A 24,260-nucleotide genomic window follows, 5' to 3' on the forward strand; every position below is an offset into this window, starting at 1 on the left:
AAGTTGAAGGGGCGGGGTAGCGATGTTCATGTAAGAAGCTTATGGCGATGCCCGCGCCATTTGCTTGCAAAATCTACCCTGTATTCGCTTTGATGGAGAATAGTTTTCTACATCCAAGGCGCGTCGAGCAATCATCGCAATATTTTTCCCGGAGGCCGTTGGTAGACTCGTTTGCAGAAAACCCAGCCGCTTCATTTCCCTTCTTTTCCCAGGAGTTTTTCATGAAATCCCGCGCCTTTCTGGTCTCGCTGCTGTCCCTGGCGGCCCTGGCCGGCCTGCCTGCCCAGGCCCAGTCTTCCTTCCCCAACCGCCCCGTCAAGCTGGTGATTCCGTTCCCGCCGGGCGGCTCGACCGACATCATCGGCCGCGCGCTGGCGCAGCAGCTGTCCGACCTGTGGGGCAAGCAGATGGTGGTGGACAACCGCCCGGGCGCGGGCGGCAGCATCGGCGCCGACTTCGTCGCCAAGTCGCCGGCCGACGGTTACACCCTGCTGCTGGGCCACACCGGCACGATGTCGGTGAACCCCTTGCTGTACCCCAAGCTGCCTTACGACCCGGTCAAGAGCTTCGAGCCGATCTCGCTCGTGACGCTGCTGCCGCTGGTGTTCGTGGCCAACGCCTCGATCGAGCCCAAGACGGTCGCCGAGGTGATCAGCTACACCCAGGCCAACCCGGGCAAGCTGAACTACGGCTCGGCCGGCAACGGCAGCGCCAACCATCTCGCGATGGAGTATTTCAAGATGCTGACCAAGACCAACATCGTGCACGTGCCCTACAAGGGCACGGCGCCGGCGGTGACCGACCTGCTGAGCAACCAGGTCTCGCTGGTGATGGTGGGCGCGGCCACGGTGCTGCCGCACATCCAGGCCGGCAAGGTGAAGGTGCTGGCCGTGGCCAGCCCCAAGCGCCTGGAGGTGCTGCCCGATGCACCGACGATGGCCGAAGCGGGCCTGCGCAACTTCGACCCCTCGCCGTGGTTTGGCATCCTCGCGCCGGCCGGCACGCCGCCCGAGCTGGTCGCCAAGATCAACGCCGACATCGTGAAGGTGATGGGCACCGAGCAGAGCCGCAAGGCGCTGGCCTCTGAAGGGGCGGTCATCACGACCAACACGCCGCAGCAGTTCGGCGAGCTGATCAAGGCCGACCTGGTGCGCTGGTCCAAGGTGGTCAAAGACACCGGCATGAAGATCGAATGACGCAGGTCGCCAACCCCGTGAAGGTGCGCGACGCGCGGCGCGCGCGCGTGGAGGCCGCGGTGCAGGGCGGCACGCCCGACCGCGTGCCGGTCAGCGCCTGGGGTCACTTCTATCCGCAGGAGATCTCGGCGCGCTCGCTGGCCGACACCATGGTCGATTTCTTCGAGCGCCACGACTGGGACTACCTCAAGGTGCATGCGCGCGCGAGCTACCACGTGGAAGGCTGGGGCTTCGAGTACGAAGCCTCCACCGACCCGGCGCAGCTGCACACCTGCACCGCGATGCCGATCCGCTCCAGCGCCGACTGGGGCCAGCTGCGGCCGCTGCCGCTGGACACGCCCGCGCTGCACGAGCAGATCGAGGCCATCCGTTACATCCGCGAGCGCGTGGGCCGCACGGTGCCGCTGATCATGACGGTGTTCTCGCCGCTGGACGTGGCCGACAAGCTGGTGGATCGCGACGGCGCGCTGCTGCGCGCGCACATCGAGGAGAACCCGCAGGCCGTGGAAAGCGCCATGGCCGCCATCGGCGACACCTTTGCGCGCTTCGTCGCGCAACTGGTGGGCGAGGGCGTGGACGGCATCTACTTCTCCACCAAATGGGCCAACGACGGGCGCCTCACGGCCGAGCAGTACGCGCGCTTCGTGCGGCCGTTCGACCTGCAGGTGCTCGAAGCCGCCAGGCCGATGTGGTGCAACATGCTGCACCTCTGCGAGGACGCGATCCGCCTGGACGCGATGGCCGACTACCCCGTGCAGGTGTTCCACTGGGACCGCAGCGCGGGGCACAACCCCGGCCTGGCCGCCGGCCATGCCGAGCTGGGCAAGGCCGTGGGCGGCGGCGTGGACGCCAGGACCCTGCGCGCCGGCACGCCGGCCGACGTCACCGCGATGGCGCGCTCGGCCATCGACGAGATGCAGGGCCGTTCCCTGCTGCTCGGGCCGGGCTGTTCGATCCAGGTGGCGACGACCACCGAAGCCAACCTCGACGCGCTGCGCGCAGCCGTCGAAGCCTGAAAGGGAAGGGAAGACATGGTCAATGCGCTGGACAACACCGATCGCGCCATCCTGGAGCTGCTGCAGAAGGATGCCACGCTGTCCGTCAACGAGATCGGTGAACGCGTCAACCTGTCTTCCACCCCGTGCTGGCGCCGCATCCAGCGGCTCGAGCGCGAGGGCTACATCCAGCGCCGCGTGGCGCTGCTCGACCCCGAGAAGCTCAACGTCGGAGTGACCGTGTTCGTGGCCATCAAGACCAACCAGCACAACGACAAGTGGTTCCGCAAGTTCGCGGACGTGGTCTCCACCATTCCCCAGATCGTGGAGTTCTACCGCATGAGCGGCGAGAACGACTACCTGCTGCGCGTGGTGGTGCCGGACATCAAGGCCTACGACGCGGTCTACCAGCGCATGATCCGGGAGATCGAGCTGTCCGACGTGAGCTCGAGCTTCGCGATGGAGCAGATCAAGTACACGACGGCGCTTCCGCTGGACTACGCCTGATCGCGCGAAAGCCCTGGCGGATGCGTTCGACCAGCGCCTGCTCCAGCGCCGAGGCCGGGAAGTTGGGGTTGCGCACCATGTACACCTTGCTCGACGGCGCTTTCTTGACCGGGCGGAAGGCCAGCCGGTCGTGCGGCCAGGCGCGCGCGGTGAGGCTGTCGACCACCGCCACGCCGGCGCCGGCCGCCGCCAGCGCGCAGGCCACCTGGCCGGAGCGCACCTCGATGCGCTGGCGACCCGGCTCCAGTGCGTGCGGGTAGGCCTCGGCCACCATCCGGCCCTGGGGCGTGTCGGGGCTGAAGGCGATCAGTGGTTCCTTCACGATCTCGCGCAGCGAGACCGCGCTGTCCTGCTCGAAGCGGTGGCCCTTCTGGAACACGCAGCTCAGCGACCACGAGCCGATGGCTTCGCTGACCAGGGGCGGGTGGTCGACGGCCAGGCTGCTGAAGCCCACGTCGGCCTCGCCGCTGGCGAGCAGGCGCACCATCTCGCGCACCAGCTGGGACTCCACGTAGAAGCGCGAGTCCGGGCGTTCGGCCGAGAGCGAGGCCACCGCCTCGGGGATGATTTCCAGCAGCAGGCTGGGCGTGGCGAGCACGCGCACCGACAGCCCGCCGCCCGACTTCAGGGCCTGGGCCCGCGCGTCGATGCGCTGCACGCCCCGGTACACCTGCTCCACCTCGGCGTACAGCGCATGGGCCTCGGGCGTGGGCTTGAGCCGGCCCTTGCCGCGCTCGAACAGGCTCACGCCGAGCTGCAGTTCGATGTGGCCGATCATGCGGCTGATACCCGGCTGCGAGACGTGCAGCAGGCGGGCCGCATCGGCGGTCGAACCGGTGAGCATGGTGGCGCGAAACACTTCGATCTGGCGCAGGTTCATGGCTTTCTTTCCGTCGATAACAGCATGTTATTACATGGCATCGAATTGGTATTTGCAGGTTAGGGGTGCCGTTCCTACCATGCCGGCTTTCGATACCGATCCTGGAGACAAGCTCATGACCTCGCCTTCCTCTTCCTCGACCCTCGTGCGCCGCCGCGCGCTGCTCTCCGGCGCCGCCGCGCTGACCTGCGCCGCCGCTGTCTGGCCCGATCGCGTGTTCGCGCAGTCGACCTGGCCCTCGCGCACCGTGCGCATCATCGTGCCCTTCGCCCCCGGTGGCGGTGCCGACAGCTCCGCGCGCGTGCTGGCCGAGCTGTTCGCGACCCAGCTGGGGCAGGGCGTGATCGTCGAGAACAAGCCCGGCGCGGGCAGCGCCGTCGGCGTGAACGCCGCCGCGCAGAGCAAGGACGGCCACACCTTGCTGATGGGCAGCAACAGCATGGTGATCAACCCCTCGCTGATCCCCAACATCGGCTACGACGTGGCGCGCGACTTTGACGCCGTGGGCATGGTCTCGGCGCAGCCGCTGGTGCTGGTGGTGCCGGCCAACTCGCCGCTCAAGAGCTTCGCCGACGTGGTCGCCGAAGCCAAGGCCAAGCCCGGCCAGCTCATGGCCGGCAACAGCGGCAACGGCACGCTGGCGCACCTCGCGTCTGAAATCTTCGCCAGCCAGACCGGCACCACCATCACCCCCGTGCCCTACAAGGGCGAAAGCGCGCTCATGCCCGACCTGATGGGCGGCCTGGTCTCGATGGGCTTCCTGAACCTGCCCAGCGTGATCGCGAACATCCGCGCGGGCCGCCTGCGCGCGCTGGCCGTTTCCTCGCCGAAGGAAGTGCCGGAGCTGCCCGGTGTGCCCACCTTCCGCTCGCTCAACCAGCCCAGCCTGGAAGTGCAGGGCTGGGCCGCGCTGTTCGCGCCCAAGGACTCGATTCCCGCCGACGGCCTGGCCAAGCTGGAGAAGCTGCTGGCCCAGGCGCTGGCCTCGGACGCGGTGAAGAGCCGCTTCGCCACGCTGGCCGTGTCGCCGGTGAGCCAGAGCCGCGCCGAGACCGTGAAGTTCATGAAGGCCGAGACCGAGCGCTACGCCGCCGTGATCAAGGCGCGCGGCATCAAGGCGGAGTGACGCACGTGAGCCATGCCAACGGACGGGCACCGATGACGGTGGATGTGCTGGTGTGCGGCGGCGGTGTCGCCGGCACCATGGCGGCCGTGGCCGCGGCGCGCCAGGGCGCCTCGGTGCTGCTGGTCGAGCGGTATGGCTTCCTGGGCGGCAACGCCACCGGCGGGGCCGTCGCGCAATTCAACAGCTGGCAGACCGAGAACGGCCGCCGGGTGATCGCCGGGCTGGCCGGCGAGGTGGTCGAACGGCTGCGCGCCTACCAGGCGGCCGGCGAGCACGAGGTCTTCGTGATGTCCACCGGCCACCGCATGGACCGCGTGGAGTACGCGCCCGAGGTGCTCAAGCTGGTGCTGGACGACCTCGTGACGGAAGCCGGCGTGCAACCCATGCTGCACGCCCAGGTGTGCGACGTGGTGCGCGAAGGCCAGCGCATCCAGACCGTGCGCCTGCTCACCAAGAGCGGCGTGATCGAGGTGAACCCGCGCGTGGTGATCGACACCTCGGGCGACATCGACGTGCTGCACCGCGCCGGCGCGGACTTCCTGGAGCTGGACGCGGGCGACGCCTTGCAGCCGGCGACCATGATGTTCCGCTTCGGCCCGATCGACTTCGCGCGCTTCGACGCGCTGGCGCCGGCCGAGGTGCAGGCCCTGGCGCGCCAGGGTTACGAGAGCGGCGAGCTGGCGCGCGCCGCGCTGCACTCGTCGCGCGACCCGTATTCCACCGACGGCTGGTTCAACATCAGCCGCCTGGGCATCGACGCCACCGACGCCGGCGCGCTCAGCCGCGCCGAGATCGAAGGCCGCCGCCAGGCCTGGAAAGCCGCGGCCTACCTGCGGCGCGCCGTGCCCGGCTGCGAGGCCGGCCGGCTGCAGGCCTTCGCCACGCAGGTCGGCATCCGCGAGACGCGGCGCATGCGGGGCGACCACGTGCTCACCGCCGAAGAACTGCTGAAGCCCGAGCGCTTCGCCGACGGCATCGCCTGCGGCGCCTACCCGATCGACATCCACCCCGCCGCGGGCGGCGAGCTGATCTATTCGGGCCTGGGCGAAGACCACGCGTACCAGATTCCCTACCGCAGCCTGATCCCGTCGGGCCTGTCGAACGCGCTGGTGGCGGGGCGCGGCATCTCGGCCACGCACGCCGCGCTGGCCGCGATCCGCGTCATGACGATCTCGATGGCGGTCGGCCAGGCCGCCGGCACCGCCGCCGCCATGGCCTGCCGGGCCGAGGGCGCGCCGGATGTGCGCGCCGTGGACGCGGCGGCGCTGCGCGCCAGCCTGGTCGCACAAGGTTCTCTGGTAGGCGACTGAGCGTGGGCATCGATGGACGCACCGAGCTGATCGCCCTCATCGGCCACCCGACCCACACGGTCAAGTCGCCGATGATCTACAACCCGTACTTCGAGTCGGCCGGCATCAATGCCCTGGTGGTGCCCATGGACTGCCGGCCCGAGCACTTCACCGGGCTGATGCACAGCCTGTTCGCGCTGGAGAACACGCGCGGCGCGCTCATCACCATGCCGCACAAGGTCGCCACCCTGGCGCTGCTGGACGAGACCAGCGTGGCCGTGAAGGTGGCCGGTTCCTGCAATGCGGTGAAACGCACCGAAGACGGCCGCCTGGTGGGCGACATGTTCGACGGCGAAGGCTTCGTGCGCGGCGTGCGCCGCAAGGGCTTTCGCCTGGCCGGCGCGAGCGCGCTGGTGGTGGGCAGCGGCGGTGTGGGCTGCGCCATCGCGGCCTCGCTGGCCGGGGCCGGCGTGGCCACGCTGGCGCTGTTCGACGCCAACACCGCTTCGGCCCAGGCCCTGGCCGATCGCCTGCGCCAGCACCACCCGGCGCTGCAGGTGCTTGTGGGCAGCAAGGACCCGCAGGGCTTCGACCTCGTCGTCAACGCCACCCCGCTGGGCATGAACGCGGGCGACCCCCTGCCGCTGGACGTGGACCGCCTCTCGCCCCACACCCTGGTGGGCGAGGTGGTGATGAAGACCGAGATGACGCCCCTGCTGCAGGCCGCGCAGGCCCGGGGCTGCGCGGTCCAGGTCGGCTCCGACATGCTCTTCGAGCAGATCCCCGCCTACCTCGAATTCTTCGGCCTGCCCACGACCACGGCCGAAGCCCTGCGCGCCGGCGCCCGGCTGTCGTACTGACCACCCGTCGCCCGCCGTCACCTGGGCGACGGAGTTAGGGGAATACCCTAATATGTGTACGGTACCTTACATACAACAATAAAGGCATTCCAGGTTTTTTCGGAGACAGCCATGCCTTGCCGCCTTCACGGCCGCACCGTGCCCCCCGCACGGTCGGTGTTTTTTCTGGAGGCGCCATGAGCACGGTGTCGACCCGCAGCGGGCCCGTCGTGCGCGTGCTCGAAGCCTTTCTCGCTTTCTGTCTCATCGCCATGGTCGTCATGGTGTTCGGCAACGTGGTGCTGCGCTACGGCTTCGACTCGGGCATCGTGATGTCGGAAGAGCTGTCCCGCTTCGCCTTCATCTGGCTGGTGTTTGTCGGCGCGGTGGTGGCCATGCACGAAGGCTTGCACCTGGGCGTGGACTCGATGGTCAAGGCCCTGCCGCGCGGCGGCAAGGTCGCCTGCCTGGTGATCAGCGAGCTGCTGATCCTGGGGTGCTGCGCGATGTTCTTCTGGGGCACCTGGCGCCAGCATGAGGTCAACCAGACCACGATCGCGCAGGTCACCGGCATGTCGATGATCTGGGTCTTCGGCATGGGCTACTTCACCAGCCTGGGCATCGGGCTGGTCTCGCTGCACAAGCTCTGGCGCCTGGCCACGGGGCGGCTGCGCGACGACGAGCTGATCACCGTGCACGAGAGCGAAGAAGAAGTGGCCAAGCAGCCGGCCGGGGAGCGCGCATGACCGCCGGCGTCTTTGTCTTCTCCCTGCTCGGCGCCATGGCGCTGGGCATGCCGATCGCGTTCGCGCTGCTGGTCTGCGCGGTGGCGCTGATGATGCTGCAGGGCTCGGTGGACACCACCATCCTGTCGCAGAAGATCATCGAAGGTGCCGACAGCTTCCCGCTGCTGGCCATCCCCTTCTTCATGCTGGCCGGCGAGCTGATGAACGCCGGCGGCATCTCCAAGCGCATCGTCAACTTCGCGCTGGCCTTCGTGGGCCACATCCGGGGCGGCCTGGGCATCGTCGCCATCGTGGCGGCGGTCATCATGGCCGCCATCTCGGGCTCGGCCGCGGCCGACGCCGCCGCGCTGGCCACCATGCTGATCCCGATGATGCGGCAGGCCGGCTACAACATCCCGCGCTCGGCGGGCCTGATCTCGGCCGGCGGCGTCATCGCCCCGGTGCTGCCGCCCTCGATCGGCATGATCATCTTCGGCGTGGTGGCCAACGTGTCCATCGGCAAGCTGTTCATGGCCGCCATCGTGCCGGGCCTGCTGATGGGCGTGTCGCTGCTGGTGGCCTGGATGATCGTGGCGCGCAAGGACCAGGTCGCGGTGCTGCCGCGCATGCCGATGCGCGAGCGCGCCAAGGTGGCGGTGAACAGCACCTGGGCGCTGATCATGCCGGTGGGCATCGTGGGCGGCATGAAGTTCGGTGTGTTCACGCCGACCGAGGCGGCCGTGGTCGCGGCGGTCTACGCCTTCGTGGTCGGCATGTTCGTCTACCGCGAACTCAAGTGGAACGCGATCTACCCGCTGATCGTCAGCGCGGCCAAGACCACGGCGGTCGTGGTGTTCCTGATCGCCTGCGCGCTGGTCTCGGGCTGGCTGATCACGGCGTCGGACATCCCGCAACAGGTCAGCGAGCTGCTGCAGCCCTTCGTGGACAGCCCGATCCTGCTGATGGCCATCATGATGCTGCTGGTCGTGATCGTGGGCACCGCGCTGGACTTCGCGCCCACGCTGCTGATCCTCACGCCGGTGCTCATGCCGCTGGTGCGCGAGGCCGGCATCGACCCGGTGTACTTCGGCGTGCTGTTCATCATGAACAACGCCATCGGCCTGATTACCCCCCCGGTGGGCATTGTGCTCAACGTGGTCTGCGGCACCGCCAAGCTGAGCATGAGCGAGCTCATGAAAGGGATCATGCCCTTCCTGCTGGCCGAGATCGCCGTGCTGTTCCTGCTCGTGCTGTTCCCCTCCATCGTGCTGGTGCCGCTGCGCTGGCTGACGGGCTGATCGCCTGTCCATTCCCCTTTCTGCCTTCATTCCAACCAGGAGACCTTCCCATGATGTTCCGCCTTGCCGCCCTCGCCATCGCCGCCGCTGCGGTCACCGTCCCCGCGCACGCCCAGTTCGAGGCGCGCTCGCTGCGCGTGTCCTCCGGCGTGGCCAAGGGCCACCCCATCAGCTTCGGCATCACCAAGATGACGCAGTGCGCGGCCGACAAGTCCGGCGGCAAGCTCAAGCTGGTCACCTACTACGACGGCGCGCTGGGCAACGACACCACCGCGTCGCAGCAGGTGCGCACCGGTTCGCTGGACATGGTGCTGACCTCCACCGCACCCCTGGTCGGCGCGATCCCGCAGCTCGCGGTGTTCGATCTGCCGTTCCTGTTCTCCAACGAGCGCGAAGCCGACCAGCTGCTCGACGGCCCGGTGGGCAAGTCCTTCGCGCCCAAGTACGAGGCCGCCGGCCTGGTGAACCTGGCCTATTGGGAAAACGGCTTCCGCAACGTGACCAACTCCAAGCGCGCGGTGGGCAAGTGGGAAGACCTGCAGGGCGTGAAGATGCGCGTGATGCAGAACAAGGTGTTCCTCGACACCTTCAGCGCGCTGGGCAGCAACCCCACGCCGCTGGCCTTCTCCGAGGTCTATTCGGCCCTGGAAACCCGCACCGTGGACGGCCAGGAAAACCCGATCGCGCTGATCGAGAACATGAAGTTCTACGAAGTGCAGAAATACCTCTCGCTCACGCGCCACGCCTACAGCCCGCTGGCCGTGCTGATCTCCAAGAAGAAGTACGACACCCTCTCGCCGCAGGAACAGGCCGTGATGCAGGAATGCGCCGTGACCGGCCAGGAAGAGTCGCGCCGCGTGGGCCGCGCGGCGGACGCCGATGTCATCGCCAAGCTCAAGAAGAACGGCATGCAGGTCAACGAGGTCTCGCCCGCCGAGCTGCAGCGCATGCGCGACAAGGTCAAGGACGTGTACGCCTCGCAGGCCAAGGTGGTCGGTGAAGACGTGATGACCGCTGTGAACGCCGAACTGCAACGCATCCGCGCCGCCAAGTGAACGTGAGCACCGCCAACGCCATCGCGACCCAGCCGCCGGCCGGCCTGGTCGTGGCCATCACCGGCGCGGCCCAGGGCATCGGCCTGGGCCTGGCGCGGCATTTTGCGCAGTCCGGCGCGCGCGTGCTGCTGTCGGACCTGAACGCCGAGGCCTGCACCGCCGCGCGCGATGCGCTGCGCGCCGAAGGCCACGAGGTCGAAGCCGCCGCCGCCGACGTGACCGATGCCGCCGCCTGCGAGCGCATGGTGGACGCTGCCGTGCGCGCCTTCGGCCGCCTCGACGTGATGGTGTGCAACGCCGGCGTCGCGCAGGTCAAGCCCTTCATGGAGCTGCAGGCCGCCGACTGGGACCTGCACATGGCGGTCAACGTCAAGGGCACTTTCCTCAGCCTGCAGGCCGCCGCGCGCTGCATGAAGGCGCAGGAGCCGCTGGCCCCGGGCCGCCCGCGCGGCAAGATCATCACCATGGCCTCGATCGCCGCGCGCTACGGCGCGGGCGTGATGGCGCCGTACCAGGGCCCCTACCGCGCGAGCAAGGCCGCCGTGGTCAGCCTCACGCAGACGGCGGCCTACACGCTCTCGCCCGACATCACGGTCAACGCGCTGTGCCCCGGCATCGTGGCCACCGACATGTGGACCCGCATGGACCGCGACCTGGCGCAGCTCAACAACGGCCGCGAGGGCGACGTGTTCGCCAGCCGCGTGGCCAACGTGCCGATGGGCCGCGCCCAGACCCCGCAGGACGTGGCGGGCCTGGCGCTGTTCCTCGCATCGCCGGCATCGGACTACATGACAGGCCAGTCGATCAACATCGACGGCGGTCTGGTGCTCAGTTAAGGTTCGGGCACTTTGCAACACGAGGAACCCGCATGACCCGCAAATTCGACTTCGAGATGCCCAAGTCCCTGACGGAGATCGTCGCCAGCCGCCTGCGGCAGGCGATCGTCGACGGCGAGTTCGCGCTGGGCGAGATGATCTCGGAGGACACGCTGGCCGCGCTGTTCGGCGTCAGCCGCACGCCGGTGCGCGACGCGCTCACGCTGCTGCAGAACACGGGCCTGGTCGAGATCCGGCCCAAGCGCGGCAGCTTCGTGTTCCAGCCCACCGAGGCCGACATGCGCGCCATCTGCGACTTCCGCGTGATGCTCGAAGTGCAGGCCGCGCGCTGCGCCCACCGGCACGACCGTGCTGGCGTGGTCGCCGCCCTGCAAGCCGGCATCGACGAGATGCAGGCCGCCATCGCCGCCGACGACGACGTGCGCTACGGCCATGCCGACTCGGCCTTCCACCTCACGCTGTTCCTGCACTCGGGCAACTCCTACCTGCACGACGCCTACGACCTGGTCGCGGGCAAGATCGCCGCGCTGCGCACCGCGATGTCGCGCCAGTTCGCCGACGCGCGCGAGGTTTCGCTGGCCGAGCACCGAGCCGTGGTGGCCTTCGTGGACCAGGGCGACTTCGCCGGGCTGGAAGACCTGCTGCGCGTGCACATCGACCGCACCGTGGACGCCTACCGCCTCGCGCTCGACAGCGGCCGCATCGCGCCCGCCACTTCATCCCGGGTGCAACGCATCCATCCCACCGCTTCCACATGACCTCTGCTTCCCAATTGCGCCGCCTGCTGCAAACCGGCGAGATCGTCATGGCGCCCGGCGCGCCCGATGCCATCACCGCCCGCCTGGTGCAGAAGGCCGGTTTCCCGGCCGTCTACATGACCGGCTTCGGTGCCACCGCCAGCCGGCTGGGCACGCCCGACATCGGCCTGCTGAGCCAGACGGAGATGACCGGCCATGCGCGCGACATGGTGCGCGCCGTGGACATCCCGGTGATCGCCGACGCCGACACCGGCTACGGCGGCCCGTCCAACATCCACCGCACGGTGCGCGAGTACCTGCAGGCCGGCGTCGCCGCGATCCACCTGGAAGACCAGGTGGCGCCCAAGCGCTGCGGCCAGATGGCCGGCATCCGCCTGATGGACGCCGGGGAAAACGTGCGCCGTCTGTGTTGCGCGGTCGAGTCGCGCGGCGACGGTGACCTGCTCATCATCGGCCGCACCGACGCCTTGCCCGCCGCCGGCATCGACGAGGCCGTGCGCCGCGCCAAGCTGTACCAGGCGGCCGGCGTGGACCTGGTGTTCGTCGACGGCATCAAGACCGTGGCCGAGGTGGAGGCCGTGGCGCGCGCCGTGGAAGGCCCCAAGGTGGTCTCGCTGGTGGACGGCACGCCCGCCGCCGCGCTGACGGCCGCGCAACTGCAGTCCATGGGTTTTGCCGTCGTGTTCTACGCGGTCACCGCGCTGTTCACCGCTGTGCGCGCCGTCTCCGGTGCGCTGGCCGAGTTGAAGCGCGCCGGCACGCCCCTGGGCGCGGCCGGCGGCATGGTGAGCTATGCCGAATTCACCGAACTGGTCGACCTGGACTTCCACAAGGGCCTGGACGACCGCTTCGGCGCATGAAGATGCAACCCCCAGTCTGCGCGCTGCGCGCTCCGCCAACCCCCTTCTGCTTCGCGAAGGGGGCGCACCCAGCGGCCGGGCAAAGCCCGTTCCGCGGGTGCCCTGGTATGGCCTGCTCCGCGGCCTTCTGACCGACAACCTTTTCATTTCATCGATTGCTGCCCATGTCCACGCTTGCCGTCTCCCATCCCGCCCTGCAGGAACTGCTCGACCAACTCGGCCCCGTCGCCGTGCTGGTGGGCGATGCCGTGCCGGTGCGCAACCACAACGACTACAGCGGCCTGCCGCCCACCACGCCGCTGGCGGTGGTGCGCCCGGCCGACACGGCCGGTGTGGCCACGGCGCTGCGCATCTGCCACGCGCACGGCATCGGCGTGGTGCCGCAAGGCGGGCTGACCGGCCTGTGCGGTGGCGCCCGCGCCGGTGAGAACGAGATCGCGCTCTCGCTGGAGCGCCTGGTCGGCATCGAGGAAATCGACACCGCCGCCGCCACCATGACCGTGGCCGCCGGCACGCCGCTGGAGACGGTGCAGCAGGCCGCGCTGGCCGCCGGCTTCTTCTGCCCGCTGGACCTGGGCGCGCGCGGCTCGTGCGCCATTGGCGGCAACCTGTCCACCAACGCCGGGGGCAACCGCGTCATCCGCTACGGCATGGCGCGCGAGATGGTGCTGGGCGTGGAGGCCGTGCTGGCCGACGGCACGGTGGTCAACAGCCTGAACAAGATGATCAAGAACAACGCGGGCTTCGATCTGAAACACCTGTTCATCGGCAGCGAAGGCACGCTGGGCGTGATCACCCGCATCGTGCTGCGCCTGTTCCCCAAGGCCGGTTCCTCGGTGGTCGCCATGTGCGCCTGCGAGGACTACGCCGCCGTGCTGCGCCTGCTGGGCGCGGCGCGCTCGGGCCTGGGCCCGCTGCTCTCCGCCTTCGAGGTGATGTGGCCCGACTACTGGGACCGCGCCGTGGGCGAGCTGCGCGCGCGCAACCCGTTCGCCGGCGACGACACGCGCTACGGCGCCTACGTGCTGATCGAGGCGCTGGGCACCGACCCGGCGACCGACCTGCCGCGCTTCGAGTCCTGGATGGAAGGCCTGCTGGAAGAGGGCGTGGTGCCCAACGCCGTGGTGGCGAAGTCGCTGGCCGAGGAGCAGGCGCTGTGGGGCGTGCGCGATGCCTGCGGCGAACTGCACCAGACCTGGCCCGGCCACCTGGCCTTCGACATCGGCCTGCCGCAGACCGCCATGGACGACTACGCGCGCGCCTGCAAGGCCGAGCTGGCCGTGAAGGTGCCGGGGCTGGAGAGCGTGTTCTACGGCCACATCGGTGACGGCAACGTGCACATCGTGGCCTACCGGGCCGGTGACAAGGTGCAGCCCAAGGACGAGGTGGAAGAGGTGGTCTACAGCCTGGTGCAGCAGTACGGCGGCACGGTGTCGGCCGAGCACGGCATCGGCACCATCAAGCGCCGCTGGCTGGGCCACGCGCGTTCGCCCGAGCAGGTGGCGCTGATGCGCACGCTCAAGAACGCGATGGACCCCAAGGGCATCCTGAACCCCGGAAAAGTGCTGTGAAGACCCTGGCCGGCCGCGTGGCCGTGGTCACCGGCGCGGGGCGCGGCATCGGCCGCGCGATCGCGCAAGACCTGGCCGCGCGCGGTGCCGACGTGGCGCTGTTCGACCTGCAGTCGCCCGACGACACCGCCGCCGAGATCGCGGCCGCGCACGGCGTGCGCGCGCTGCCGGTGGCGGCCGATGTGAGCGACGAAGCCGCCGTGCAGGCTGGCTGCGCGCGCGTGGCGGCCGAGCTCGGCCCCATCGGCGTGCTGGTGAACAACGCCGGCATCATGCAGCGCGAATCCGCCGACCACCACACCCTGCCAGCGAGCGATCTGCAGCGCATGCTGGCCGTGCACGTGGGTGGCGCCGCCGCCCTGTGCGCCGCCGTGCTGCCCGGCATGCGCGCGCAGCGCTTCGGCCGCATCGTCAACCTGTCTTCGGTGATCGGCCTGGTCGGCCTGCAGCGGCGCACCGCCTATTCCACGGCCAAGGCCGCTATCGCCGGTCTCACGCGCGGCTTGGCGCTGGAGAACGGCCGGCACGGCGTGACCGTCAACGCGGTCGCGCCCGGCTACGTGCTGACCGAGGTGCTGCGCGAGAAGATGCGCCTGGGCACGCTGGACTACGCGCTGTTTGCCGAGCGATCGGCCGTCGGCCGCTGGGCCACGCCGGAAGAGATCGCGCGCGTGATCGGCTTCCTGGCCGAGCCGGCCTCGGGCTTCATCACCGCCGCCGTGTGGGCGGTGGACGGCGGTTATGCCGCCAACGGCAACCCCGGCGAGGCGCTGGGCCCGCTGCAGGCCATGGAGGCCTGAGCTTCGCTTCAGGTGCGGGCGGCGTGCTGGTAGCCGGTGCGCAGCAGCGGCGTGAGGGCGCCGAAGCGCGGCCACTCCAGCAGCACGCCCTGGGCTTGCAGCAGCCGCTGGAAGTCCTGCAGCAGCGCCGGTTGGGCACGCACCGCGCGCGGCGGCTCGGCCCGTTGCAAGGCGAAGGCGGCGAGCGAGCCGGCGGCTTCGCCGATGCTCCATTCGGTGGCGTGCTCGCGGTAGGCACCGTTGGTGACGCGCGTGGTACCGAGGTTCTTGCAGGCCGGCAGCAGGTTCTCCACCCGCTGCGGCAGCAGGGCGCCCAGCGGGATCTGGAACGGGTACGAGTCGATGTCCACCGTGTTGCGCCCGCGCGTGCTGGGGTGCAGGTCGATGCGGTAGGCGCCGATGCCCACGCTGTCGAAGAAGCGCTCCGCGCCATCTTGCCCAGGCCGCGCGGCCACGCCGATGTGCTGCTCCCGCACCGTGAACTCGGCCTGGATGCGCCGGCCTTCGCGCCAGTAGACCTGCTGGGCCAGGCCGTCCTCGGTGCCCAGCACGTCGCCGCGCAGGCGCAGGCCCGGGTAACCCACGCCGCCGTCGTGGCGCGGGGCCTCGGTCTGCATCCAGTAGAAGAAGCCCAGGCTGAAGAGCTTGGCCTGTTGCAGCGCGTGCCGTTCCTCGGCTTCGGACACACCGATCAGCGGCTTTTCCCAGTAGTCCATCTGCGGCCAGTTGGCCAGCGTGATGTCGCTTTCGTAGGCGCCGGGCTGGAAGTGGCCGCGCCAGGCGATGCGGCGCGCGTGCCAGAGGTCGTACACGCCGGGCGCGTCGGTGTCGCCCGCGAACAGGGCGCGGGTGCGCGGCTGGTGGGTGACGAAGTCCGACAGTGTCCAGCTGTACTGGGCGTTGGGCCAGCAGTCGAGCTGCAGGTTGCGAAAGCGGTCGTAGCCCTCGGGCTTGTCGATCACATGGTGCTCGCCCGGGCGGTGCTCCATGGCGAAGCACCAGGTCACGGCCTGCTGGTCCATCGGGTCGGCCTGCGCCAGGGCGTGCGGCTCCTGCGTGACCGACTGCGCCTCGGCGCCCAGCACGTGTTCCACGCCGGCTTGCTGCAGCAGTTCGCCGGTTTCGGTGGCGTCGATGAACAGCGGCGCCTGCAGCACGCCCTCATGGCCGGTGGCGAGATCGCGCAGTTCCAGCGCCGTCAGCCGGTCGCCCTGGCTGTGCGCGCGTTGCACGCGGTGCCGGCGCAGCACGCGCAGCTGGCCGTCGTGCTCCCACGGCGCGAGCAGTTCGTCGATCACCTTCGCGGCCACCCAGGGCTCGTGGCACAGGGTGCTCACGTTGCCCTGGCCGGGGTTGAGGCAGAGCGCGCGCCGCGCCTCGGGGGTCAGCGGCAGGTGCAGGCGGTAGTGCTCGCGGATGGCGCGGCGCAGCTGCGCGTAGCTCTGCGAGGCCTGCAGCGATTCGATCCAGGGGTACTCGTCGGGCGGCACGGCCTGCGCCGTGAGCTGCCCGCCGAGCCACTGCAGCGCCTCCACCAGCACCACGCGCCGGCCCAGCCGCAGCGCGGCCAGTGCCGCCGACACCCCACCCAGACCGCCGCCGACGATGGCGACCTCCGTGCTCCAACCGCTTGCCGCCACCGCCATGCTCATTCCACCTTGATGCCCATGCGGCGGATGGCTTCGCCGTAGCGCTGCGTGTCCGATGCGATCAGTTTCTGGAACTCGGCCGGCGTGCCGCCGCCCGATTCGAGGCCCAGGCCGCTCAGGCGCTCGCGCAGCTCGGGCTGTTGCAACGCGGCGTTGAGTTCTCGGTTCAGGCGCTCGACCACGGCGGCGGGCGTGCCGGCGGGCGCCAGCACGCCGAACCAGCCGACCACCTCGAAGTCGCGGATGCCTTGTTCGATCACGGTGGGCACATCGGGCAGCGCGGCGCTGCGGGTGCGGGTGGTCACGGCCAGCGCGCGCAGCTTGCCCGACTGGATGTGGGGCAGGGCGCTGGACGGAATCTCGAAGCCCACCTGCACCTCGCCCGAGAGCAGCGCGGTGAGCGCCGGGCCGGAGCCGCGGTAGGGCACCTGGACCATGTCGGTGCCGGTGTCCTTCTTGAGGAACTCGGCCGCCAGCGCGGTGGTGGTCGCGCCGCCGCCGCCGGCCGCGTAGTTCAGCGTACCGGGCGCCTTGCGCGCGGCGTCGAGCAGCTCGTTGAGCGACTTCCAGGGCTGGGCGGCCGGGGCCACCACCACCACGGGCGTGGCCGCGAGCTTGATCACCGGGGTGAACGCCTTGATCGGGTCGTAACGCAGCGTGGGGTAGAGCGCGCCGCTGCCCGCGTGGCCGCTGGTCACCAGCAGCAGGGTGTGGCCGTCGGGCGTGGCCGAGGCCACGGCGGCGGCGATGGTGCCGCCCGCGCCGGGCTTGTTGTCCACCACCACGGGTTGGCCGAGCACGCCGGTGAGCTTTTGCGAGATGGCGCGCGCCAGGATGTCGGCCGAGCCGCCGGCGGCGAAGCCCACGGTCAGGGTGACGGGCTTGGTGGGCCAGGACTGGGCCTGGGCCAGCAGGGCGGTCGAAGAGAGTGTGGCGGTGAGGGCGGCGGCGAGCGCGGTGCGCGCCAGGGCGCGCCGGTGAAGCTTGAACATGTCTTGTCTCCTGAATGAATCCCGGTGTTCGGGCCGGGTAGGGGGATGCTAGGAGGCCGGGTCCATACGATCCAATACTTTTGCGCGAGTTCTGAATAACACCGGGTTATGCGTGAGCGACAATGCGGCCCATGAACCTGCGTCAGATCGAGGTGTTTCGCGCCGTCATGACCACCGGCTCCACCACCGAGGCCGCGCGGCTGCTGCACGTGTCGCAGCCGGGCATCAGCCGCCTGGTGCGCCACCTGGAGCTGCAGCTGGGCGTGGCCCTGTTCGAGCGCCGCAGCGGCCGGCTGGTGCCCACCGCCGAGGCGCGCGAGCTGCAGGAGGAAATCGAGAAGGTCTACCGGGGTGTGCAGCACGTGCGAGACGTGGCGGCCCACCTGCGCTTCGGCACCCGCACCACGCTGCGCGTGCTCTCCAGCGCCAACACCGCACTGCAGCTGGTGCCGCGCGGCATCGCCGCGCTGGTCGACCAGTTCAGCACCGCGCGCGTGCTGTTCGAGTCGCTGCCCACGCGCGAGATCGTCAAGCTGCTGGTGACGGAAGAAGCCGACGTGGCGATCTCCAGCGCGCCGCTGGACCACCCGGCGCTGGACATCGAGGAGATCGGTCGCTGGGAACTGCTCTGCGCCTTGCCCGCTGGCCATGCGCTGCTGAAGAAGGCCAGACCGTCGCTGGCCGAGGTGCTGGCCGGCCGCCTCGTGGTCTACAGCCCGGAGGCGCCGCAAAGCGCGGTGATCGACCACTGGATCGAGTCGCATGGTGTGGCGCGCAACGTGGCGGCCGAAGTGCGCTCGGGCCTGGCCGCCTGCTCGGTGGCCGCCACCGGCGCGGCGGTGGCCTTCGTGGACGACCTCTCGGCCCGCGCCCACCGGCCCGAAGGCCTGGTGTTCACCGCCTTGCCGGGTTCCCCCACGTTCCCCATCTTCGCGGTGCGCAACCGGCACCGCCCGCTCTCGCGCCTGGGCACCGCGTTCCTGCAGATCGCGCGCGAGCAGCTGGAGGCTCTGCGCGCGGCACCCCTGCCGCAGCACAAGGCCGCGCTGCGCTGAGGCTCAGGCCGCCGCGATCGGCAGGCCCACGAGCCTTTCGAGTTCGGCGTGTTCCAGGCCCTCGACCTTGTCGATGAGCTTCAGGCCCTGCGGCGTGCAGGCCAGCGTGGCCAGGTCGCTGTAGATGCGCTTGACGCAGCCGATGCCCGTGAGCGGGTAGCTGCACTGGGCCACCACCTTGCTCGCGCCCTGCTTGGTGAGCAGGTCCATCATCACCCAGGTCTGCTTGGCGCCGATGGCCAGGTCCATCGCACCGCCCACGGCGGGAATGGAGCCCGCTTCGCCGGTGCTCCAGTTGGCCAGGTCGCCGGTGGCCGAGACCTGGAAGGCGCCGAGCACGCAGATGTCCAGGTGGCCGCCGCGCATCATCGCGAAGCTGTCGGCGTGGTGGAAGTACACGCCGCCGGGCAGCAGCGTCACCGGCTGCTTGCCGGCGTTGATCAGGTCGTAGTCTTCCTCGCCGGCGGCGGGTGCCGGGCCCATGCCCAGGATGCCGTTCTCGCTGTGCAGCACCACCTCGATGCCCGGAGGCAGGTGGTTGGCCACCAGCGTGGGCTGGCCGATGCCGAGGTTGACGTAGGCGCCGTCGTGGATGTCCTGCGCCACGCGGCGCGCGAGTTCGTCCTTGGTTCTTCGGGTATAGCTCATGCCGCTTCCTTGAAACCGCCGGCCTGCGTGGCCACGCGGGGGATCTGCACGATGGTGCTGACGTGGATGCCGGGTGTCACGACGGCCTCGGGGTCGAAGCTGCCGAGCTCGGCGATCTCGTAGACGCTGGCGATGGTGCGCCTGGCGGCGGTGGCCATCACCGGGCCGAAGTTGCGCGCGGCCTTGCGGTAGGTGAGGTTGCCCCAGCGGTCGCCGCGCTCGGCCTTGATGAGCGCCACGTCGCCGAAGATCGGGTACTCCAGCACATAGGCCTTGCCGTCGATCACGCGCGTTTCCTTGGGCGAGCCGTCGGCGTTCTTCGCGAGTTCGGTGCCGAAGCCGGTGGGCGTGAAGAAGGCGCCGATGCCGGCGCCGGCGGCGCGCAGGCGCTCGGCCAGGTTGCCTTGCGGCACCAGCTCGAGTTCGAGCTGGCCGCTGCGGTAGAGGGCGTCGAACACGTGGCTGTCGGCCTGGCGCGGGAAGCTGCAGATGACCTTGCGCACGCGCCCGGTCTTGAGCAGCGCGGCCAGGCCGGTGTCGCCGTTGCCGGCATTGTTGTTGACCACGGTGAGCTCGCGCGCGCCCTGGTCGATCAGGCCGTCGATGAGTTCACCGGGAATGCCGGCGGTGCCGAAACCGCCGATGAGCACGGTGGCGCCATCTGCGATGCCGGTGAGCGCCTCGGCAACCGAAGCGGCAATCTTGTTGATCACGGAATTTCTCCTTCAAGGCAAGGGGCCCGCGCATTGTGTCAGCGAAAACGCCGCCATTTCGCGCCCACATTTCCCTGTGCGGAAAACTGATTTTCAGGGGCTCCGGGCGGTGCCGGGACGGGGATACGCTGCGATCATCGCGGGGAACGACGCATTCAGAAAGGGACAAAAAGGCATGAAATCATTCATCTACCAGAACCTCCCGTCGCGCGTGGTCTTCGGTGCCGGCTCGCTGGCGCAGCTGCCGCGCGAGATGGACGCGCTGGGCGCGGCGCGCGCGCTGGTGCTCAGCACCCCCGAGCAGCGCGCCTCGGCCGAACACGTGGCCGATCTGCTGGGTGCGCGCGCCGCCGGCATCTTCGACCGCGCGGTGATGCACGTGCCGATCGAGACCGCGCGCGAAGCCCGCGAAGTCGCGCGCCAGCTCGGTGCCGACTGCGCCGTGGCCATCGGTGGTGGCTCCACCACCGGCCTGGGCAAGGCCATCGCGCTCGACTCGGGCCTGCCCATCGTCGCCATTCCCACCACCTACGCGGGCTCGGAGATGACGCCCATCTACGGCATCACCGAAGCGGGCCTGAAGAAAACCGGCCGGGACCCGCGCGTGCTGCCCCGCACCGTGATCTACGACCCCGAGCTGTCCCTGGGCCTGCCCGTGGGCATGAGCGTGACCAGCGGCATCAACGCCATCGCGCACGCGGCCGAGGGCCTGTACGCGACGGACACCAACCCCATCATCGACCTCATGGCCGAAGAGGGCATCGCCGCGCTGGGCCGCGCGCTGCCGCGCATCCACGCGCAGCCGACGGACGCCGAGGCGCGGTCCGACGCCTTGTACGGCGCCTGGCTCTGCGGCACCGTGCTCGGTACGGTGGGCATGGCGCTGCACCACAAGCTGTGCCACACCCTGGGCGGCAGCTTCAACCTGCCGCACGCCGAGACCCACACCATCGTACTGCCGCACGCGCTGGCCTACAACGCCGCGGCGGCCCCGCAGGCCATGGAACGCATCTGCCGCGCCCTGGGCGGCGCGAGCGCGGCGCAAGCCGTGTACGAACTCGCCAAGGCCAACGGTGCGCCGGTGGCGCTGAAGGACATCGGCATGAAGGCCGGGGACCTGGACAAGGCCTGCGAGATCGCGATGAGCAACCAGTACCCGAACCCCAGGCCGCTGGAGGCGGGGGCGATCCGGCGCTTGCTGCAGGCGGCGTTCGAGGGTGTTCGGCCTTCCTGAGGCTAGCGCTGGCCCTGCGTCAGCAAATCCACATACGCCCCACCCACCAACTGCGACGGCGCCACGCCCAGTTCCTTCATCAGCCGGTGCGCCTCCTGCACACCCGCTTCCAGCGGTTCACCGTCTTCCAGCACCACCTCCAGTTCAAGGAAGTCGCCCAGGCCCTGCACGTGGTCGAGGTGGACCCGGGTGCGGCCCACCAGGTACAGCGTGCGGTCCTTGATGACGCGGCCGATCTCGCCGTGCGCCAGCGTCAGGGCCTCGCGCAGTGTGGCCGGGCTGGCGGTGGGGGAGCGCACGTAGAACGATTCCTTGGGGCCTTGCCGGTCGGTGCGGCGGTAGAAGATCAGCTCGCCTTCCAGCTCGGAGAACACGCGCAGCTTGAGGCGGCCGTGGTCGCAGCGGAAGAAGGTGTCGTCCTGCGCGATGGCGATCGGGCCGTGGTCCGCCAGGGCGGCGGCCTTGGCGGCGACGGCGCCGAAGTTGTCCAGGCGGGCTTTGATCTCGACGTTTCTCGGCATGGTCTTGGGCGATGGTGCGGTGGTCAGGCGGCGGCCTGGGTGGGTGTGAGCATCTTGCGCATCAATGCGTTCGGGATGATGACACCCGCGCGCACGGGAAAGCGCTGTTCCACGATCTCGAACCCGAAGCGGGCGAAGAAGGGCTGCGCGGTCTTGCTCACGTCCGCCGTGAGTTCGGCGATGCCCTGGCGGGCCGCCTCTTCGTGAATCCGCTCCATGAGCAGGCGACCCACACCCTGGCGCGGGAAGTCGGCGGACACGAAAAAGTGGTCGATGTAGCCACTGGGCTGCAGGTCCGCATAGCCGGCGATCGCGCCGTCGGCCTCGGCCACGAAGGGCCGAAGGTGGCGCATCTTGATGGCCCACGGCCCGGGATCCTGCCGGGCCGGTGCCCAGGCCTGGATCTGCTCGGGCGTGTAGTCGCGCGAAGCCACGCGGTGGATGGCCTCGCGGTGCACGCGGTAGAGCGCGGGTTCGTCGCCGGGTTGGAAAGGTCGGATGCGCATGTGGGACGGTCAGTACACCGGGAACCGGCCGGTCCATTTGCGGTCGTAGTCCATCTTCTCGAAGTGCTCGGCCATGAAGTCGATGAAGGTGCGCACCTTGGCGCTGAGGTGCTTGCGGCTGGGGTAGGCGAGGTTGACGGTCAGGCGGGGCAGGTCCCAGTCGTCGAGCATGGGCACCAGGCGACCGGCCACGATGTCGTCGTAGACGATGTAGCTGGGCTGGATCAGGATGCCCATGCCGTCGAGCGCGGCGGCGCGCAGGATCTGGCCGTCGTTGCTCTCCAGCAGGCCCTTGACGTGGATGGTCTGCTGCTCGTCGCCGCGTGTGAAGCGCAGCTCGTCGGGGCGGTTGGCGTGCGTGTAGATCAGCAGCTTGTGCCGGTGCAGGTCGTCGATCTCGCGCGGCACGCCATGGCGCGACAGGTAGGCCGGCGCGGCCACCAGGATGCGCCGCGTGCCCGCGAGCCGGCGGATGGTGATGTTGGAGTCGGGCTCGACCTCGCGGTTGCGGATCGCCACGTCGATGTTGTTGTCGATGATGTCCAGGTAGCGGTTGGCCGCTTCCACATGCACCGTCACGTTGGGGTAGCGATCGGTGTACGCGCGCAGCAGCGGCGCGATGTGGTGCATGGAGAACGAGAGCGAGGCGGTGACGCGCAGCACGCCGGTGGGGTCGAGCGCGGCGGCGTTCACCGTGGACTCGGCGTCGCGCAGGTCGGCCAGGATGGCGCGCGAGCGCTGGAAGAACTCCTGGCCTGTCTCGGTGAGGTACAGGCGGCGCGTGTTGCGCTCCACCAGGCGCACGCCCAGCCGCGTCTCCAGCGCGGCCAGGTGGCGGCTCGCGCTGGCGTTGGACAAATTGAGCAGCTCGGCCGCGCGGCTCAGGCTGCCCGTCTCGGCCACCTGCACGAACAGTTCGATCTCGGTCCAGCGGTCCATGGTCTCCTCTTTGTTGCGCCTGACGGAAAAGTCATTTTTGTCCCCGGTCTTTTCCAGGGTCTCCCAACGCCGTACATTGTGCCGGCACTCCCGGAGACCCCGATTGAGAAACCTCGACCAATACAACATCACCCAGGCGGTGCTCGCGCGCCTGGCGAACACGCCCGACCCCCGCCTGAAGCAGATCATGACCAGCCTGGTGCAGCACCTGCACGCCTTCGCGCGGGAGGTGAATCTGACCGAGGCCGAGTGGAAGGCCGGCATCGACTTCCTCACCGCCACCGGCCACATGTGCGACGCGCAACGGCAGGAATTCATCCTGCTGTCGGACGTGTTGGGCCTGTCCATGCTGACCGTGGCGCAGAACAACGACAAGCCCCAGGGCTGCACCGAGGCCACGGTGTTCGGCCCCTTCCACGTGGAAGGGGCGCCGCACTATGAGCACGGTGCGGACGTGGCCAACGGCGCGGCGGGCACGCCTTGCGAAGTGCGCGGCAGCGTGCGCGGCCTCAACGGCGAGCCGGTGGCCGGCGCGCTGATCGACGTGTGGCAGGCTGATGCCGAGGGCCTGTACGACGTGCAGCGCCAGGACCTGACCGGCGCCCAGGGCCGCGGTGTGCTGCACAGCGGGCCCGATGGAAAGTTCCACTTCCAGAGCGTGGTGGCCGAGCCGTACCCGATCCCCGACGACGGCCCTGTGGGCGACCTGCTGCGCGCCACCGCCCGCCACCCCTGGCGCCCCGCGCACCTGCATTTCATGATCCAGGCGCCCGGCTACGAAACCCTGGTGACGCACGTGTTCCGCGACGGCGACCCGTACCTCGACTCCGACGCCGTGTTCGGTGTTCGCCAGTCGCTGGTGACGGACTGGTTGCAACAGCCTGACGGCTCCTACACGCTGGACTTCGACTTCGTGCTCAACCGCGCCAAAGCCGCCGCATGATCAAGCACATCGTCATGTGGAACGTGCACGGCGAAACCGCCGAGGCCAAGGCGCACAACGCGCAGCGGCTCAAGCGCGCGTTCGAGGGCCTGCGAGAGCAGATCCCCGGCCTGCTGCGGCTGGAGATCGGCCTGGACGAAAGCGGCGTGGACTACGCCTGCGACGCCGTGCTCTATACCGAGTTCGAGTCGCGCCAGGCGCTGCAGGACTACGCCCACCACCCAGCGCACACCCGCGTGCGCCAGGAACTGGAGGGCGTGCGCACCGCGCGCCACCAGGTCGATTTTGAATTCACCGATTGATTGCAACCACCCGAGGAGACCAG

The 24,260-nt window shown here is 69.5% G+C and carries 26 protein-coding genes; 18 read left to right on the forward strand and 8 right to left on the reverse strand.

The genetic code is table 11. From position 1 onward, the window contains the following. Positions 1-221 precede the first annotated feature (221 nt). From AC07ZS_RS21860 to AC07ZS_RS21870, 3 genes are read left to right on the forward strand one after another with little or no spacing between them, the layout of a single operon-like run. Positions 222-1,196 carry a Bug family tripartite tricarboxylate transporter substrate binding protein gene (locus AC07ZS_RS21860; RefSeq protein ID WP_494800637.1) on the forward strand — a complete coding sequence of 325 codons (975 nt, stop codon included), beginning with the start codon at positions 222-224 and terminating at the stop codon, positions 1,194-1,196. Further along, complete coding sequence (locus AC07ZS_RS21865; protein ID WP_494800638.1) at positions 1,193-2,212, forward strand: uroporphyrinogen decarboxylase family protein; 1,020 nt, start codon at positions 1,193-1,195, stop codon at positions 2,210-2,212. Before AC07ZS_RS21860 ends, AC07ZS_RS21865 begins: the two co-directional genes overlap by 4 nt. Positions 2,213-2,239: 27 nt before the next feature. Then, on the forward strand, positions 2,240-2,698 hold the full coding sequence (locus tag AC07ZS_RS21870; protein ID WP_494800680.1) for an Lrp/AsnC family transcriptional regulator: 459 nt from the start codon (positions 2,240-2,242) through the stop codon (positions 2,696-2,698). On the opposite strand, the gene AC07ZS_RS21875 is transcribed toward AC07ZS_RS21870, so the two are convergent. Next, positions 2,661-3,578 carry a LysR family transcriptional regulator gene (locus AC07ZS_RS21875; protein ID WP_494800639.1) on the reverse strand — a complete coding sequence of 306 codons (918 nt, stop codon included), beginning with the start codon at positions 3,576-3,578 and terminating at the stop codon, positions 2,661-2,663. The two genes, AC07ZS_RS21870 and AC07ZS_RS21875, sit on opposite strands and share 38 nt — an antisense overlap. Before the next feature lie 115 nt (positions 3,579-3,693). On the opposite strand from AC07ZS_RS21875, the gene AC07ZS_RS21880 reads away from it, so the two are divergent. The 11 genes from AC07ZS_RS21880 to AC07ZS_RS21930 all read left to right on the forward strand — a co-directional run bounded on the left by AC07ZS_RS21880 (position 3,694) and on the right by AC07ZS_RS21930 (position 14,735). Next, positions 3,694-4,704, forward strand: a complete 1,011-nt coding sequence (locus AC07ZS_RS21880) for a Bug family tripartite tricarboxylate transporter substrate binding protein (RefSeq protein ID WP_494800640.1) — start codon at positions 3,694-3,696, stop codon at positions 4,702-4,704. A 5-nt stretch (positions 4,705-4,709) separates the two neighbouring features. Further along, the gene (locus AC07ZS_RS21885; protein ID WP_494800641.1) at positions 4,710-6,014 is read left to right on the forward strand and encodes an FAD-dependent oxidoreductase; all 1,305 of its coding nucleotides are present in this window, start codon (positions 4,710-4,712) and stop codon (positions 6,012-6,014) included. Between the two features lie 2 nt (positions 6,015-6,016). After that, positions 6,017-6,853: a shikimate dehydrogenase family protein gene (locus AC07ZS_RS21890; RefSeq protein WP_494800642.1), complete on the forward strand. Its 837-nt coding sequence runs from the start codon at positions 6,017-6,019 to the stop codon at positions 6,851-6,853. 176 nt (positions 6,854-7,029) lie between these two features. Continuing rightward, complete coding sequence (locus tag AC07ZS_RS21895; protein ID WP_494800643.1) at positions 7,030-7,578, forward strand: TRAP transporter small permease; 549 nt, start codon at positions 7,030-7,032, stop codon at positions 7,576-7,578. Beyond that, entirely contained in the window at positions 7,575-8,855 is a 1,281-nt protein-coding gene (locus AC07ZS_RS21900) for a TRAP transporter large permease (protein WP_494800644.1), read from the forward strand. The genes AC07ZS_RS21895 and AC07ZS_RS21900 overlap by 4 nt, the downstream gene beginning before the upstream one ends. A 50-nt stretch (positions 8,856-8,905) precedes the next feature. After that, entirely contained in the window at positions 8,906-9,910 is a 1,005-nt protein-coding gene (locus AC07ZS_RS21905) for a TRAP transporter substrate-binding protein (protein ID WP_494800645.1), read from the forward strand. Positions 9,911-9,912: 2 nt separating this feature from the next. Further along, positions 9,913-10,746 carry an SDR family NAD(P)-dependent oxidoreductase gene (locus tag AC07ZS_RS21910; protein ID WP_494800646.1) on the forward strand — a complete coding sequence of 278 codons (834 nt, stop codon included), beginning with the start codon at positions 9,913-9,915 and terminating at the stop codon, positions 10,744-10,746. A 32-nt stretch (positions 10,747-10,778) separates the two neighbouring features. Further along, complete coding sequence (locus AC07ZS_RS21915) at positions 10,779-11,504, forward strand: GntR family transcriptional regulator (protein ID WP_494800647.1); 726 nt, start codon at positions 10,779-10,781, stop codon at positions 11,502-11,504. After that, a complete protein-coding gene (locus AC07ZS_RS21920) occupies positions 11,501-12,364 on the forward strand; it encodes an isocitrate lyase/PEP mutase family protein (protein WP_494800648.1) in 864 nt (287 codons plus the stop codon). The genes AC07ZS_RS21915 and AC07ZS_RS21920 overlap by 4 nt, the downstream gene beginning before the upstream one ends. A gap of 164 nt (positions 12,365-12,528) precedes the next feature. Next, a complete protein-coding gene (locus AC07ZS_RS21925) occupies positions 12,529-13,935 on the forward strand; it encodes an FAD-binding oxidoreductase (protein ID WP_494800649.1) in 1,407 nt (468 codons plus the stop codon). Next, on the forward strand, positions 13,932-14,735 hold the full coding sequence (locus AC07ZS_RS21930; RefSeq protein WP_494800650.1) for an SDR family NAD(P)-dependent oxidoreductase: 804 nt from the start codon (positions 13,932-13,934) through the stop codon (positions 14,733-14,735). Before AC07ZS_RS21925 ends, AC07ZS_RS21930 begins: the two co-directional genes overlap by 4 nt. A gap of 8 nt (positions 14,736-14,743) precedes the next feature. On the opposite strand, the gene AC07ZS_RS21935 is transcribed toward AC07ZS_RS21930, so the two are convergent. Together AC07ZS_RS21935 and AC07ZS_RS21940 are read right to left on the reverse strand one after the other, a co-directional pair. After that, complete coding sequence (locus tag AC07ZS_RS21935) at positions 14,744-16,381, reverse strand: FAD-dependent oxidoreductase (RefSeq protein ID WP_494800651.1); 1,638 nt, start codon at positions 16,379-16,381, stop codon at positions 14,744-14,746. A 2-nt stretch (positions 16,382-16,383) separates the two neighbouring features. After that, positions 16,384-17,376: a Bug family tripartite tricarboxylate transporter substrate binding protein gene (locus tag AC07ZS_RS21940; protein WP_494800652.1), complete on the reverse strand. Its 993-nt coding sequence runs from the start codon at positions 17,374-17,376 to the stop codon at positions 16,384-16,386. A 131-nt stretch (positions 17,377-17,507) separates the two neighbouring features. Here AC07ZS_RS21940 and AC07ZS_RS21945 point away from each other — a divergent pair, with 131 nt between their 5' ends. Continuing rightward, positions 17,508-18,431, forward strand: a complete 924-nt coding sequence (locus AC07ZS_RS21945) for a LysR family transcriptional regulator (protein WP_494800653.1) — start codon at positions 17,508-17,510, stop codon at positions 18,429-18,431. Positions 18,432-18,434: 3 nt separating this feature from the next. Here the strand turns inward: AC07ZS_RS21945 and AC07ZS_RS21950 are convergent, their stop codons facing one another. Both AC07ZS_RS21950 and AC07ZS_RS21955 read right to left on the reverse strand, forming a co-directional pair. Then, positions 18,435-19,079, reverse strand: coding sequence for a 3-oxoacid CoA-transferase subunit B (locus tag AC07ZS_RS21950; RefSeq protein WP_494800654.1), 645 nt, complete (start codon positions 19,077-19,079; stop codon positions 18,435-18,437). Further along, positions 19,076-19,792: a 3-oxoacid CoA-transferase subunit A gene (locus tag AC07ZS_RS21955; protein WP_494800655.1), complete on the reverse strand. Its 717-nt coding sequence runs from the start codon at positions 19,790-19,792 to the stop codon at positions 19,076-19,078. Before AC07ZS_RS21955 ends, AC07ZS_RS21950 begins: the two co-directional genes overlap by 4 nt. 175 nt (positions 19,793-19,967) lie before the next feature. On the opposite strand from AC07ZS_RS21955, the gene AC07ZS_RS21960 reads away from it, so the two are divergent. After that, the gene (locus AC07ZS_RS21960) at positions 19,968-21,026 is read left to right on the forward strand and encodes a maleylacetate reductase (RefSeq protein WP_494800656.1); all 1,059 of its coding nucleotides are present in this window, start codon (positions 19,968-19,970) and stop codon (positions 21,024-21,026) included. Positions 21,027-21,028: 2 nt separating this feature from the next. On the opposite strand, the gene AC07ZS_RS21965 is transcribed toward AC07ZS_RS21960, so the two are convergent. Genes AC07ZS_RS21965 through AC07ZS_RS21975 form a run of 3 tightly spaced genes read right to left on the reverse strand, consistent with a single transcriptional unit; the run spans position 21,029 to position 22,992 of the window. After that, the gene (locus AC07ZS_RS21965) at positions 21,029-21,547 is read right to left on the reverse strand and encodes a class IV adenylate cyclase (protein ID WP_494800657.1); all 519 of its coding nucleotides are present in this window, start codon (positions 21,545-21,547) and stop codon (positions 21,029-21,031) included. A 23-nt stretch (positions 21,548-21,570) separates the two neighbouring features. Continuing rightward, complete coding sequence (locus AC07ZS_RS21970) at positions 21,571-22,053, reverse strand: GNAT family N-acetyltransferase (RefSeq protein WP_494800658.1); 483 nt, start codon at positions 22,051-22,053, stop codon at positions 21,571-21,573. A 9-nt stretch (positions 22,054-22,062) separates the two neighbouring features. Next, on the reverse strand, positions 22,063-22,992 hold the full coding sequence (locus tag AC07ZS_RS21975) for a LysR family transcriptional regulator (RefSeq protein WP_494800659.1): 930 nt from the start codon (positions 22,990-22,992) through the stop codon (positions 22,063-22,065). 103 nt (positions 22,993-23,095) lie between these two features. Between AC07ZS_RS21975 and AC07ZS_RS21980 the strand changes: the two genes are divergently transcribed. Both AC07ZS_RS21980 and AC07ZS_RS21985 read left to right on the forward strand, forming a co-directional pair. Beyond that, complete coding sequence (locus AC07ZS_RS21980) at positions 23,096-23,935, forward strand: intradiol ring-cleavage dioxygenase (protein WP_494800660.1); 840 nt, start codon at positions 23,096-23,098, stop codon at positions 23,933-23,935. After that, positions 23,932-24,237 carry a Dabb family protein gene (locus AC07ZS_RS21985; RefSeq protein WP_494800661.1) on the forward strand — a complete coding sequence of 102 codons (306 nt, stop codon included), beginning with the start codon at positions 23,932-23,934 and terminating at the stop codon, positions 24,235-24,237. Before AC07ZS_RS21980 ends, AC07ZS_RS21985 begins: the two co-directional genes overlap by 4 nt. The last annotated feature ends 23 nt before the right edge of the window (positions 24,238-24,260 follow it).

This window comes from Hydrogenophaga sp. GW456-12-10-14-TSB4, from assembly GCF_059424305.1.